Source organism: Bacillus sp. 11B20 (assembly GCF_056098985.1).
Genome location: NZ_JBLZWZ010000008.1, coordinates 660,074 through 672,659 on the forward strand (window position 1 = coordinate 660,074; position 12,586 = coordinate 672,659).

Genomic DNA, 12,586 nt, shown 5'->3' on the forward strand with positions numbered 1-12,586 from the left:
GAGAGATTCGAACTTCAGACCGACGGCTTAGAACACCGTTGCTATACACTACCTTAAACCTATTGATATGCTCATCTATTAGTCATATATAATGATCACTTTACGAACTTAGACCGTATCCTCATTTACTATATTAATCAAAGGTGTTAAGGAATTCTCTACCTAGTGTAAAGATCCTTCAAATAGTTTAAACCGATTTAGGAAAAAGATCCAATGCAGTTTGGTCGGGATATGGCGTGTTTTCTTAGGCCTGAATATTGCAGGAAGATCTTCCCCTTTCCTCATTCTCTCCGCCATTTGTTCAGCTCGTTCTCCAAACCGTTTGAAGTTTATTTGCTTGCAGCCTGGTTTAATCTTCAGCAACTTTCCTGCCTTCATGCTCTTATCCCATGTGAAATATTCCTTCAATTCGTAACTACTTCCTTCAATTAAAGCTTTGACAATTTTATTTTCGATATCCTTACGCATTTGTTCTCCAATCCGAGCAGGATTATATAAGCCAGGAACTGATGAAGTAACTCCAGGAGCAAGGTCGGAAACTTCAAAAGTTTCTTTACCACTAAGAGAAAGGGAAACCAATTCTGCGGCAATTAGCTTTACATATTTAAAGAGTGGAGTCTGACTACCTACTTTGAAAATCTCATGAACAAAATTGAGATACCTAATAGGACCTGTAAAATACTCTTCTTCTCCTTCGCCTTTATACATTTCTCAACTTCCGATAAATTGGTCTGCAACTTTTATTACTTCCCAGCCTTGATTGCTGACACGTGTTCAAACACCTGAATATTCCAACCTGCTCACGAAAGTTTACTAAAATCTTTCAAATAACTCCTTCACAAGTTTATTCATTATTAATACTTGGATTAGCAGTCAACAACATAAACATTTAAAGGGAATAAGTACATTTGGAGGGAATTAAATGACACAAGAATCTGATGAGCGTAAGTTGCAACAAATCAAACAAATGCAACAGATGTTTTTAGAGAAAATGAAAACTCAGCCTTATCCCATGTACCCTAATTACGGAAAAATCACACGCTATGAAGAAATCCCAATTAATTTACCTGAACAACGTCAACTACGTCATCCTGGTGTAGAAGGTTTAATGGTACCACTTCCAATTATTGAAAATACAAATTACAAAGGGAGTGGTAAGTTAGCGGGAAAAGTTGCTCTTATTACAGGAGGGGATAGTGGTATTGGTGCAGCCGTAGCCATTGCCTTCGCAAAGGAAAGTGCTGACGTTGCGATTGCATACTTAGATGAACACGAAGATGCTAATAGAACAAAAGCAAGAATCGAAGAACTCGGGCAACGTTGTTTATTGATGCCAGGAGACTTGCGAGATAAAAGGCAATGTATCACCATTGTAGAGAAAACAGTAAAAACCTTCGGGCGTCTAGACGTTCTATGTAACCACGTTGGTATCCAATTTCAACAACCAAGCCTTCTTGACATTACAGACGAACAATTCGATGACACCTTTAAAGTCAACATATACTCACATTTTTACACAACCAGAGCAGCGCTTCCTTACTTAAAACCAGGCAGTTCTATTATCGGTACTTCTTCAGTCGTAACGTATGTAGGTGAGCAACAAATGATTGATTATACAGCCACAAAAGGTGCAATTGTTGGTTGGACACGTGCTTTGGCTAAAAATGTTGTAAAACAAGGAATTCGTGTAAACGCTGTTGCTCCAGGTCGAATCTGGACGCCACTCATTGCAGCAAGCTTCTCTTCAGACCAAGTGGCTGTATATGGAGCATTTAACCCAATGGAACGAGTTGCCCATCCATTTGAACTCGCACCAACATTTGTTTATCTAGCTTCTGATGATTCACGTTTTGTTACAGGTCAAGTGCTGCATGTTGACGGTGGGGAATCCACACATTCCTAATATAAGGAGGTCATTGCATTGAGATATGAATTTAATCCAGAAGTAGAGTTATTACTTGTGAATCATTCAATGAAAAAAGTTACTATGGTTTATATGGAGCATTCATGGCCAATGTCTGAAATTGGACGTAGACCGCCTTATTATTGCTACCCAAATTATGAACTGAATGATCCAATCATTTAAATAAATCGCAGTTATTCAGAAACGTTTAGGGAATACAAAAATGGATACAACTATGTCAATTTACGCTCATGTCATTGAAGAAGCTGATCAGAAATCAGCTATCCATTTTGATAGCTTCTTTGATACAAACACAGAGAAATATTTAAAAATAAATCCGCTCCCAACCCGCTCCCAAAACCCTGTTTTGAAGCGAGTTACGAACTTAAGTTCCAAAGAACAAAAAAGCCTGAAACCCTTGATAATGAAGGGTTTCAGGCTTTTAAATTAGTACGTCCCAGGAGAGATTCGAACTCCCGACCGACGGCTTAGAAGGCCGTTGCTCTATCCTGCTGAGCTACTGGGACATGTTGTTATGTAGTGTGCTGTGGTGTATTACCTTAGCGACAAGATTTATTATATTACTATTGTTCTTTAAAGTCAACGGTTTTTCGAAAGTTTTTTCATAAGGGGCAAATGCTGCACCCTTATGAAATACCTTCCAATGTGACAGTGTTTTCGAGGTCTTGTATGGCCTGACCTTCGTCCGTGAAAAACTGTACGTTTGCTTCGCTTCCATCTAGTGTCAGTATAGCATAGCTGCGCTCTTTTCGCACTCTTGGCAGGTGCACGCTGCCTGGGTTAATGAGGAGTTTTCCTCTTAGCAGTTCACTGCCTGGAATGTGCGAGTGACCAAAGCAGATAATGTCTGCGCCCAGCTCTTCTGCACGGTAGTAGACTTGAAGTAAGGATTGTTTGATGCCATGCAGATGTCCGTGAGTGAGAAATAGTTTTCCGCCTCCATCAAGTGGGAGCAGGAGCTCTTCTTCAAAATCGCCCATAAAGTCACAATTTCCTTTGACGACTTTGTATCCTTCGAGTGCTGGGTGGTTCGTTTCGAGTTCTGAATCTCCACAGTGGATCATCATGTCGACTTCAGCCGCATGCCGTCTGGCAATGGTTTGAAGTTCGTCTGTGAGTCCATGACTGTCACTAATGATGAGTATCTTCATGGCTTCATTCCCCCTTATTCATTTGCGTCTAGCAGTGATGAAAGTTTTTGAAGCGCGACCGCTCGATGGCTGATCTTGTTTTTCTCCTCTGGTGATAACTCGGCCATCGTCTGGTCTTTGTCTTTGACGATGAAAATTGGGTCGTATCCGAAGCCATTTTCGCCGATTGGCTTTTCTGCGATGAAGCCTTCTACTGATCCTTCTACCGTCTTTGTTTCTTTTCCCGGTATGCTGACAGCAAGGGCACATCTGAATCTGGCTGTGCGGTCTTCTTTTTCAATGCCTTGAAGCTCGCTCAACACTTTTTCCACATTCTCCGTATCGTCTTTATGCTCACCTGCGTATCTCGCTGAATACACGCCAGGTTTTCCGCCCAGATAATCAATCGACAGACCGGAATCGTCTGCAATGACCATTTCACCTGCTTTGGCTTGAATGGCCTCCGCTTTGATGATGGCATTTTCTTCGAAGGTTTGTCCTGTTTCTTCAATCTCTTCAGTAAAACCAATGTCTGCTAGTGTTTTGACCGTGAATCCTTTTGGCTCAAGAATGGCTTTGAATTCTTTCGCTTTGCCCGCATTGTGCGTTGCAATGATGGCTGTTTTCATCCTGATCAAACCCTTCTCTTTATTCGATGACTTCTCCTGTTACCGCTTTTTGCTTTTCGATTAATTCTTTGATGCCCTTTTCGGCTAAATCAAGCAGTCCGTTTAGCTGTTCTCTTGAGAATGTCGCTTCTTCACCTGTTCCTTGAAGTTCAACAAAGCGGCCAGCGCCTGTCATGATGACATTCATATCTACTTCAGCAGATGAATCTTCTTCATAGTTTAAATCTAACAGAAGACCTTGCTGAGAATCAATTCCGACGGATATCGCCGCTAAATAATCAGTAATCGGGTTTTCTTTGATGACTCCTTCAGCTCGTAGCTTTTGAATCGCGAGTGTCATGGCAACAAAAGCACCTGTGATGGACGCTGTGCGTGTGCCGCCGTCTGCTTGAATGACATCACAATCAATCCAAATCGTGCGTTCGCCAAGCTTTTCTAAGTCAACGACTGCGCGGAGTGCTCGTCCAATTAAACGCTGGATCTCCATCGTACGTCCTGTGACTTTTCCTTTAGATGATTCTCTTATCGTTCTTTGTGCAGTTGCTCTTGGAAGCATGCTATATTCTGCTGTAATCCAGCCTTTTCCTTCTCCTCTTAAAAAAGGAGGTACGCGGTCTTCGATCGATGCGTTACAAATCACCTTCGTATTTCCCGCTGAGATTAAGACAGAGCCTTCTGGGTGCGTGATGTAGCCTGCCTCTATTTCAATTTTTCTCAATTCGTCATATTGTCTTTCATCTAATCTCATGTTTTACCTCCGTTACGATATACATTCCGCGCGTATGCCAGCGGGGTTCTCCTACTAACTTTGACAACCTCGGCTTGTTCTAACCGCTCGGAATAAAAAAGAGGCAGCGAATATGCATGCCTCTTTTTCTCCATTATATCAATGTGTGACGTTAAAAACTACCTGTATTCACTTGTTCTGGTCGTGAAACCGGCTTTGTGAGCTCTGCGCCTTTTTCGTTCACAAGCTCAGCCTTGCCGTTGACCTTAACAGATACGCTTTTGACGTCCGGCAGCTCTGTTAATGTGAGCACAATGCTATCAAGAACTTTTTGTGAAATGACCTTTTTCTTTTCATCCGCACTGCCAAAAATAGATTCGTTGAAATCAAGTGTCACATGTCCATCTTTTACTTTTGGTACATCATTCAGCTTCACATCTTGGTCAAAGTCTGTAAGCAGATGGCTTTTTTTGCTTGGTCCGGAAACGAGCTCATCAATTGCTGCTGTAATCGGATCATCCTCGTCTTTTGGTGCTCTTGTGGTGACCGGAACGTAGTATGTCTGTTCATCAGATTCAGCTAAATAGTAGACAGTTACAGGCTTTGTTGAAGTCATATCAGCAGCAGCCTCGTGCTGGATATTAATCCCGTCTTCTCTGCTTAAATCATCTGAGATAGGTGTACCGTTCACAGGCATTTCTTTTAGTTCATGTCCATTCATCTTTAATTTGACTTTGGCTATGGAATCAAACTGTGTTAACGTCCAAGTAACAGATTGCAGGATTCGCTGTTCGTCTTCTTTTTTATAGTTTTTAAATTCATTTGAAAAATCCACAATTGCCGTTCCATCTTTAATATCGACAGATACGCTCGTGTCCGCAGGTAACACTGCTCTGAATCCATTCGGCATTAAGTTAGAAATAGGTCCCCCGTCCACGAGATATTCAAGGGTTTGTTTGGCACTTCCTTCATTTTTCGGCAGCGGAATGGATTGAGATACGACATACCCGTTTTTATCAATTAAATATAATTCTCTCATGACTGTATCTGCCTGCTTCTCTTCTTTTCCTTCTTTGGCTGTTTGTTTATCTTCTTTATTTTCTTTCACATATGTGACGTTTTGTGGTGGATCAATCTCTGTTTTCGCTTGGTCTGTTTGAAACAATCCGCATCCTGACAAAAGCATGGCTGACGCGATACACGTAACAGCTGCTGTAGATCCTTTTTTCAGCATACTTCACCCTCCTCTAGTAGTTTGTACTACTATGTATACGAGCTCCCTCGGAGGATTAGACCCTTTTCATAAAAAAATAACCCGCTTCAAGTAGAAGGGGTTATTGCTGGTAGATGTGTTCAAGTGACACGGTTTCGACATTCCCTGGCAGATAGCCAAACCAGTCACGAGCGATGTTTTGGAAATTTTGCTGCTGTCCTGTTGTGTAAAATGTATGGACAGGTGCTTCTTTAGAGGTATTTAACAGCCCTTTATATGAAAGAATCGTACTCGCTTCTCTCGCTGTCTCATCCCCTGATGAAATGATGCTGACATCACTGCCCATAAAGCGCTGAATCGGCTCTTTTAAAATCGGATAGTGTGTGCAGCCAAGAATAAGTGTATCAATCCCTGTTTCTTTCATTGGTTCAAGGGAGTCTTTCACCACTGCCTCTGCTGTCTGATCTAAAAACGTTCCGCTTTCCACAAATGGGACAAGGAGCGGACACGCCAGGCTTTGAACCGTTAGACCTGCTTTTAGTGACAGCAGCGCTTCTTTGTATGCCTCGCTTTTGATCGTATTGACTGTGCCAATAACGCCAATGTGCTGATTGTTTGTCACCTTGATCGCTGTACGGGCGCCGGGCTGAATCACGCCAATGACCGGAATATCAAGCGTTGCTTTGATTTCGTCCAGTGCGATCGCCGTTGCTGTGTTGCACGCAATGACGAGCATTTTAATATGGTGGTGTTTTAATAAGTAGTGCGCCATTTCCCAAGTATATTGAAGAACTTCTTCTTCTTTACGAGGGCCATATGGACATCGTTTTGTATCGCCTACATAAATGATGTTTTCTTTTGGCAGTTGTCTCATGATTTCCTTTGCAACGGTTAAACCGCCGACGCCGGAATCAATGACGCCGATTGGTTGATCCAACAAAATCGCCTCATTTTCTTTTCATTTGCTGCTGTAGTTTCGTTAAGGATTGGTTGAAAACGATGGCTTCTTCTTCTGAGAAAGCCCCTAGAAGTTCACTGACGTATTCTTGGCGTTTAGCAATCACTTCTTGAATGATCCTCTCGCCTTCAGGCAATAAATGAATGCGAACCACGCGGCGATCAGATGGATCTTTCACCCGTTCGACAAGTTCACTTTTTTCCATTCTATCAATTAAATCAGTGGTTGTGCTGCAAGCCAAATACATCTTTTGTGACAGCTCACCTATTGTCATATCTCCGAATTCATAGAGCCACTGAAGCCCGATGAATTGTGGAGGTGTAATTGTATATTGATTCAGGATTTCTCTGCCTTTTTGCTTAATAATTGCAGCAATGTGGCGCAATGATTTTTCAATCTCTGCAACATGGCCAGACTCATTCGTTTCCATTTTATTGATACCTCACTATAGCATCTCACTTTGATTAAAACGTACATGTCTATTTTCCTCGTTTTTCAAAGAAAATGCAAGAAGAGAGTCATGGAAACCATATAGAAATAACCGGTTCCTTCCCGATATGGAAGGAAAACCGGCTGACTTTAGAGCTCTAGCTCACCCATACGCAGAAGCTCGACTACGGCCTGTGAACGGCCTTTGACTCCTAGCTTTTGCATGGCATTCGAAATATGATTTCGAACAGTCTTTTCGCTAATAAAAAGCTCGCTTGCAATTTCTTTTGTTGTTTTATCTTGGACGAGCAATTCGAATACTTCTCTTTCTCTTTTGGTTAATAGCGGCTTGGATTGAAACTCTTTCTCCTTCAAGTATTGTAACCCTCCTTGCTAAGGTGAGAGCTCTAGTCTCTATAGAATGGGATTCTGTATAGTCGAGATATCATATGCCGGGTGCCTGAGGTAGGTGACGTTAAAATCAAGAAATCCCGCATATCAGCGTCCAATTTACTGCGCTTTCAGCCACGCAAAAAAGGACGAGTCTCCTCACCGAGACATCGTCCTTTTTTACGTGGTATTTAAAAGATTGTAATGGCGCCTGTTAACAATGCAATAAGTGTTGTAAAAAGGGCAGTTAACACGGTCCATAGGAGTGCGTATTTTTGCAAATCACCAATATCTTTGTTCAGCATACCAACAAGCAGCAGCGTTGAAGCCACAAGTGGGCTCAGTAAGTGGACAGGCTGTCCTATGATAGAAGCACGTGCAATCTCCACCGGATCAATCCCGTAAGCTGCGCCGGCTTCAGCCAAGATCGGCAGCACCCCGAAATAGTAAGCATCATTTGAAAGAATAAATGTAAATGGCATACTCGTCAAAGCAACAATCAGCGGGAAAAATGAGCTGTAGGAATCTGGAATCATGTAAATGACCAAATGGGCAATGGCCTCAACCATCTTTGTTCCTGAGAAGATCCCTGTGAAAATTCCTGCTGCAAATACAAGTGTGATAACCGTTAATGCGTTTCCTGCATGCGATAAAATTCGCTCACGCTGATCTTCAACCTTTGGATAGTTAATCATGAGAGCGATGACAAATCCAATTAAGAAAAGTACAGGAATTGGGATGATATCCATGACTAGTGTGACCATGACAGCAATTGTAAGGAAGAAGTTAATCCAAATCAGATTCGGCCTTTTGATATCGGCTACTCCATCCTCAATTGACGCAGCCAATTCAGGAGAAATGGACGGCTCTTCTTTGTACTGAATTTCTGCAATCCCAATTCGTTTTCTTTCTTTTTTTCCAAGTACGTAAGCAGTAAAAAGTATAAAAAGACCGCCTCCAACCATCGTTGGGAGTAATGGAATGAAAAATTCGCCTGCATCTAATCCAAGCGCCGCGATAGCACGAGTAGCCGGACCGCCCCATGGCGTCATTCCGCTCATAATTCCTAATGATAATAATGAAATTGTTCCTAAAATTAATGGGTTCATCCCAATTCTTAAGAAAAGTGGCAGCATAGCTGATACGGTAATCATATACGTTGTTGTTCCGTCACCATCTAATGCAACAAGCATAGACAAAATCGCTACCCCAAAAGCAATTTTGACAGGATCACCTTTTACAATACGTAGAATGAGTTTAATCAGAGGATCAAACAATCCAGCATCCAGCATGACACCGAAGAATAAAATCGCAAATAACAATAAAGCAGCTGATGGTGCAACAGTTTTCAGTCCATCAAGCATCATGTCCCCTAATCCTTTGTTAAAGCCACCGATCAATGCAAATATGATAGGTACAACGGTTAGAGCCACCACCGGATGCATACGTTTAGTCATAATGAGAAATGTAAATGTCAAGACCATCAAGATCCCTAAAATAGCTAGCACTTTATATCCCTCCATCCTCTTCTTTACATGATCTGCAAGCGCCCCCTTGCACTTGCGATCTATATGTTAGCGCTTTCTATTTCAAGGATATAATAGCTTTTTTTATAATGAAAATATCGATTTTTTCGTATATTCAATAAATTCCTTTTATAATCAACCTTGCTGATTTCTTAAAAACTCAATGAACGCTTTCACAACAGACAAATGAAGTGAGTCTGGCTGGTACATGAGCCATGTATCTCTTAAAACAGGCTGTCCATCTTTATACGAAAGACCTTTTACAAATAACTCATCACTTGGTCTGAGGCAAATTTCTGGGACAATGGCATAGCCTAAACCATGCTTCACCATCTCTTTTGATGTATCCTGACGGTCTGTCTCCATCGTGACAAGCGGAGGCATTGTGAAAGTTTCCTGCCACCATCTGTTAATCAGCCGTTTCAATGAACTGTCTGTATGATAGTCAATGAGCGGCAGATTCGGGAGATCCTTTAGCTGGATTTCTGATTTTGAAATGATGCAAAGACGCTCTTTATCAAGCAAAAAACGCTCTCCATTCCAGTCATAATCGCCTCTTAAAATCCCTAAATGCACACTTGATGTTCCTAATAAATCCATTACCTTTGTGCTCCAGCCTGTGTTGACCATAAATTGAACATGTGGATACTGCTTAGAAAATTCTTTTAATATTTCTGGCAGTTTATACTGGGCAAAGTTACTTGAGACCCCTAACCGGATCGTCCCTTTGACCTTTTTTTGCATATTGAGCATGCCATCTTTTGTTTGCTGCAGCTGTTTGAGCATGTCATTTGCATATTTAGCCAAGTATTCGCCCTCTGATGTAAATTCAATTCCTCGTTTTCTTTTAAAGAAAAGCTTCATATCAAACTCCTCTTCAAGCTGTTTCAATCGATAGCTTAAGGCAGGCTGAGAGACAAATAATTTTTCTGCCGCTTTTGTGATGTTCTTTTCTTCATAAAGTACCTTTAAAAATCGCCAATCTTTTTCATCCATTGTTTGTCCTCCTTTTTTACTAATTATAAAATAATTTTATTGATTTCTCTTAAAATAATGTATTTAACTTATTTCTTATTATACTTTACCATTTTGGTTAGATAAACAGTTTATTAAAAAATTGAGGGTGAGAGTAATGAGAAAAGTTCCAATCACAATCATGCGAGGCGGTACAAGCAAAGGGGTATTCATTCACGCGAACAATGCACCATATGAACACGATGAGCTCGAAGCATTTCTATTAGACATTATGGGCAGCCCTGACCGGCTGCAGGTCGATGGAATCGGCGGCGGTAATTCTTTAACAAGCAAAGTGGCGATCATCGATAAAGCCACACGCCCGGATGTGGATGTGAACTATACATTTGCACAAGTCAGCATTAATGAGAGATATGTCGACTTTAAAGGAAACTGCGGGAACATCTCATCAGCCGTTGGGCCGTATGCGATCATTAAAGGACTTGTTCAAGCGGTTGAGCCCATTACGACTGTACGTATCCTCAATACCAATACAAATAAAGTCATTACGGCAGAGGTCGAGGTCGAAAATGGAGAAGTAAAATTTGAAGGACAGGCAGAAATTCCAGGCGTAAAAGGAACTGGTTCTCCCATTTATTTATCCTTTGAGAAACCTGAAGGCGCTGTCACAGGTAAAACCTTTCCGACTGGAAACAAAATTGATACGATTCAAACAAAGTTTGGGGAGATTCCAATCTCGATCGTTGACATTGCAAACCCAATTGCCTTTATTCGCGCGAAAGATATTCAATTAAAAGGAACTGAATTGCCTGAAGAGTTTACAGACGAATTACTGGATGATTTAGAAGAAATTCGTTCCCTTGCTGCTGAAATGTGTCATTTTGCACCAAAAGAAATGGCCACATTACAGTCTCCAGCTGTTCCAAAGCTTGCGCTCATTAGCGAGCCTACTGATTATGTAGATACAAATGGCATCTTGAGACGAGCAGAAGATATGGACATTATCGTTCGTATGCTATCGATGCAACGGCCGCACCAAGCACTTGCCATTACCGGCTCTGTCTGTGTGACAGCCAGCTGTTTCTTAGATGAAACGCTTCCTTCTCAGCTGTTTCAAGGAAAAGATGACACCCTTCGAATTGGGCATCCTGCTGGTATTATGCAAACTGAAATTGACATCTCTGAAAACAGAGTCAAAGTTATTCGAACCGCAAGAGAAATTCTAGACGGAGTTGTCTTCACAAAACAAGATTATGTGATTCAGCCTCAGATTAAAAGAGAAGCTTAAAGCAGACGATGTTCTCGTCTGCTTTTTTTAATGCTGTAGCGGTGCATCTATATCTCCGGCCGAATGAGCTTTTATCTGCCCTTTCTCATCTTTTAGCTGGAGATGACCGTTGTGGTTGACCCCGCAGCAAATACCCTCTTCCCATGTTTGTTTTTCACGGTCTAACGAAATCCGCAGCGGTTTATGAAGACGATATAACCGTTTGTTGTAGAGGGCAGTGAGTGCTTCAAACCCTTCGTTCTTCCAGCGTGTATGATATTTTTCAAAAGCGGCTGCAAGTTCCTTCACAAGCTGATCGGCATTCACCTCTGTAAGCTCTGATAGGCAAATGGTTTTGTACGGAACATGCTCTGGCTTTGTCTTCACATTGATGCCAACCCCGATATAAATGGCTGTACGGTCCGCTTCAATCAATGTGCCTGATACCTTTGCTTCATTGATGAGAATATCGTTTGGCCATTTAATCGCCAGCTGATCCTCAGCCCTTATGAGAGGTTTAAGTACATCGTAGATCGCTAGTGCCGTCAGCGGAGCAATCGTTGACTGGGTGGAGAGTTCTTCTGGCGGCAAAACTGTCATGGTCACAGCGACATTTCCTGCAGGCGTTTCCCACGGCCTGCCTAGCCTGCCTCTTCCTGCTGTCTGCTGATGTGCATAGACAGCAAATGAGGGTTTTTCTCCTTGTTGAATGAGCCTTTTCGCTTCATTATTTGTACTATCAATGGTGTCATATTGAAAAATCTTCATGTGTTCTCCTTTTGTTTCTTCTTGATATGGTCTTTTTATTATAACAAAATGAAGCTTATACGTTGATGAGGCTGCATACTACCCATTTCGCTGAGCTTGAAATGTCTCTTTTTCTTCCTCTGTAAATGGAACAGGAGCACCTGTTTCTTTATTAATTTGGACCATGGTGACTGAGCCTGTAAAGCATGGTTCCTGCTGCTCGTTTTCTCCTAAATAATGAAGAATAAGTGAGCTTGACCCGACTTTTTCCGGCTTTACATACACACGAAGCCGCTCCCCTATCTCCACCTGTTTGATGTAATCACATTGCAGGTTTGCCACGACTGTAATCGTCTCTTTCACACGTTTCATTCGTTTATCCACAATTCCTGTTTTTTGAAAAAAGGCAATACGTGCTTCTTCAAAATACACAAATGGGGTGACATTGTTCATATGGCCGAACATATCCGTTTCTGAGAAACGGACAGTCGTTTCGACATAAAATCGAAAGGATGCCCTCCACTCTTCAAACGGTTCTTCAATATATGACGGAAGTCTCACTTTATCATCTCCTTATTCATCAATAAACGCCTCTCCCATATTGGAAGAGGCGTTTATTTTGTGTTCCACCCAGCCTCTTGTAAACACTCATCATGATTGGCAAAGAGGAC

The 12,586-nt window shown here is 41.7% G+C and carries 16 protein-coding genes and 1 tRNA gene; 4 read left to right on the top strand and 13 right to left on the bottom strand.

What is annotated here, in order from left to right; genetic code table 11:
• Positions 1-162 precede the first annotated feature (162 nt).
• Positions 163-708 carry a hypothetical protein gene (locus ACN6NB_RS12775; RefSeq protein ID WP_144491341.1) on the bottom strand — a complete coding sequence of 182 codons (546 nt, stop codon included), beginning with the start codon at positions 706-708 and terminating at the stop codon, positions 163-165.
• 214 nt (positions 709-922) lie between these two features.
• Here ACN6NB_RS12775 and ACN6NB_RS12780 point away from each other — a divergent pair, with 214 nt between their 5' ends.
• Genes ACN6NB_RS12780 through ACN6NB_RS12790 form a run of 3 tightly spaced genes read left to right on the top strand, consistent with a single transcriptional unit; the run spans position 923 to position 2,354 of the window.
• The gene (locus ACN6NB_RS12780) at positions 923-1,903 is read left to right on the top strand and encodes an SDR family oxidoreductase (RefSeq protein ID WP_058838314.1); all 981 of its coding nucleotides are present in this window, start codon (positions 923-925) and stop codon (positions 1,901-1,903) included.
• An 18-nt stretch (positions 1,904-1,921) separates the two neighbouring features.
• Positions 1,922-2,086 (top strand): hypothetical protein, encoded by a 165-nt coding sequence (locus ACN6NB_RS12785; RefSeq protein WP_186315111.1) that lies wholly within the window; start codon positions 1,922-1,924, stop codon positions 2,084-2,086.
• Positions 2,087-2,126: 40 nt separating this feature from the next.
• On the top strand, positions 2,127-2,354 hold the full coding sequence (locus tag ACN6NB_RS12790) for a hypothetical protein (protein ID WP_144491340.1): 228 nt from the start codon (positions 2,127-2,129) through the stop codon (positions 2,352-2,354).
• A 2-nt stretch (positions 2,355-2,356) separates the two neighbouring features.
• Here the strand turns inward: ACN6NB_RS12790 and ACN6NB_RS12795 are convergent.
• The 10 genes from ACN6NB_RS12795 to ACN6NB_RS12840 form a co-directional block, all read right to left on the bottom strand.
• Positions 2,357-2,430: transfer RNA gene (locus tag ACN6NB_RS12795), tRNA-Arg, on the bottom strand.
• A gap of 120 nt (positions 2,431-2,550) precedes the next feature.
• The gene (locus ACN6NB_RS12800; protein ID WP_144491339.1) at positions 2,551-3,075 is read right to left on the bottom strand and encodes a YfcE family phosphodiesterase; all 525 of its coding nucleotides are present in this window, start codon (positions 3,073-3,075) and stop codon (positions 2,551-2,553) included.
• Positions 3,076-3,089: 14 nt separating this feature from the next.
• Positions 3,090-3,692 carry an XTP/dITP diphosphatase gene (locus ACN6NB_RS12805; protein ID WP_186319793.1) on the bottom strand — a complete coding sequence of 201 codons (603 nt, stop codon included), beginning with the start codon at positions 3,690-3,692 and terminating at the stop codon, positions 3,090-3,092.
• A 10-nt stretch (positions 3,693-3,702) separates the two neighbouring features.
• Entirely contained in the window at positions 3,703-4,431 is a 729-nt protein-coding gene (gene rph / locus ACN6NB_RS12810) for a ribonuclease PH (RefSeq protein WP_024427165.1), read from the bottom strand.
• Between the two features lie 151 nt (positions 4,432-4,582).
• Entirely contained in the window at positions 4,583-5,644 is a 1,062-nt protein-coding gene (locus tag ACN6NB_RS12815) for a GerMN domain-containing protein (protein WP_144491337.1), read from the bottom strand.
• Positions 5,645-5,744: 100 nt separating this feature from the next.
• On the bottom strand, positions 5,745-6,563 hold the full coding sequence (racE, locus tag ACN6NB_RS12820; protein ID WP_144491336.1) for a glutamate racemase: 819 nt from the start codon (positions 6,561-6,563) through the stop codon (positions 5,745-5,747).
• A 7-nt stretch (positions 6,564-6,570) separates the two neighbouring features.
• Positions 6,571-7,011 carry a MarR family winged helix-turn-helix transcriptional regulator gene (locus ACN6NB_RS12825; RefSeq protein WP_024423206.1) on the bottom strand — a complete coding sequence of 147 codons (441 nt, stop codon included), beginning with the start codon at positions 7,009-7,011 and terminating at the stop codon, positions 6,571-6,573.
• 149 nt (positions 7,012-7,160) lie between these two features.
• Positions 7,161-7,385 (bottom strand): spore germination transcription factor GerE, encoded by a 225-nt coding sequence (gene gerE / locus ACN6NB_RS12830; RefSeq protein ID WP_003184172.1) that lies wholly within the window; start codon positions 7,383-7,385, stop codon positions 7,161-7,163.
• Positions 7,386-7,591: 206 nt separating this feature from the next.
• Positions 7,592-8,908, bottom strand: a complete 1,317-nt coding sequence (locus tag ACN6NB_RS12835; protein WP_047202680.1) for a CitMHS family transporter — start codon at positions 8,906-8,908, stop codon at positions 7,592-7,594.
• A 153-nt stretch (positions 8,909-9,061) separates the two neighbouring features.
• Positions 9,062-9,922 (bottom strand): LysR family transcriptional regulator, encoded by an 861-nt coding sequence (locus tag ACN6NB_RS12840; RefSeq protein ID WP_024423208.1) that lies wholly within the window; start codon positions 9,920-9,922, stop codon positions 9,062-9,064.
• 136 nt (positions 9,923-10,058) lie between these two features.
• On the opposite strand from ACN6NB_RS12840, the gene ACN6NB_RS12845 reads away from it, so the two are divergent.
• Positions 10,059-11,189 (top strand): 2-methylaconitate cis-trans isomerase PrpF family protein, encoded by a 1,131-nt coding sequence (locus tag ACN6NB_RS12845; RefSeq protein ID WP_039180474.1) that lies wholly within the window; start codon positions 10,059-10,061, stop codon positions 11,187-11,189.
• A gap of 27 nt (positions 11,190-11,216) precedes the next feature.
• Here the strand turns inward: ACN6NB_RS12845 and ACN6NB_RS12850 are convergent, their stop codons facing one another.
• Positions 11,217-11,936: a biotin--[acetyl-CoA-carboxylase] ligase gene (locus ACN6NB_RS12850; protein ID WP_039180477.1), complete on the bottom strand. Its 720-nt coding sequence runs from the start codon at positions 11,934-11,936 to the stop codon at positions 11,217-11,219.
• Positions 11,937-12,014: 78 nt separating this feature from the next.
• Complete coding sequence (locus tag ACN6NB_RS12855; protein ID WP_039180479.1) at positions 12,015-12,476, bottom strand: acyl-CoA thioesterase; 462 nt, start codon at positions 12,474-12,476, stop codon at positions 12,015-12,017.
• Positions 12,477-12,586 lie beyond the last annotated feature (110 nt).

Coding starts and splice junctions, on each gene's coding strand:
- ACN6NB_RS12775 (WP_144491341.1), bottom strand. CDS start 708: ATGTATAAAGGCGAAGGAGAAGAAGAGTATTTTACAGGTCCTATTAGG.
- ACN6NB_RS12780 (WP_058838314.1), top strand. CDS start 923: ATGACACAAGAATCTGATGAGCGTAAGTTGCAACAAATCAAACAAATG.
- ACN6NB_RS12790 (WP_144491340.1), top strand. CDS start 2,127: ATGGATACAACTATGTCAATTTACGCTCATGTCATTGAAGAAGCTGAT.
- ACN6NB_RS12800 (WP_144491339.1), bottom strand. CDS start 3,075: ATGAAGATACTCATCATTAGTGACAGTCATGGACTCACAGACGAACTT.
- rph (WP_024427165.1), bottom strand. CDS start 4,431: ATGAGATTAGATGAAAGACAATATGACGAATTGAGAAAAATTGAAATA.
- ACN6NB_RS12815 (WP_144491337.1), bottom strand. CDS start 5,644: ATGCTGAAAAAAGGATCTACAGCAGCTGTTACGTGTATCGCGTCAGCC.
- ACN6NB_RS12825 (WP_024423206.1), bottom strand. CDS start 7,011: ATGGAAACGAATGAGTCTGGCCATGTTGCAGAGATTGAAAAATCATTG.
- ACN6NB_RS12840 (WP_024423208.1), bottom strand. CDS start 9,922: ATGGATGAAAAAGATTGGCGATTTTTAAAGGTACTTTATGAAGAAAAG.
- ACN6NB_RS12845 (WP_039180474.1), top strand. CDS start 10,059: ATGAGAAAAGTTCCAATCACAATCATGCGAGGCGGTACAAGCAAAGGG.
- ACN6NB_RS12850 (WP_039180477.1), bottom strand. CDS start 11,936: ATGAAGATTTTTCAATATGACACCATTGATAGTACAAATAATGAAGCG.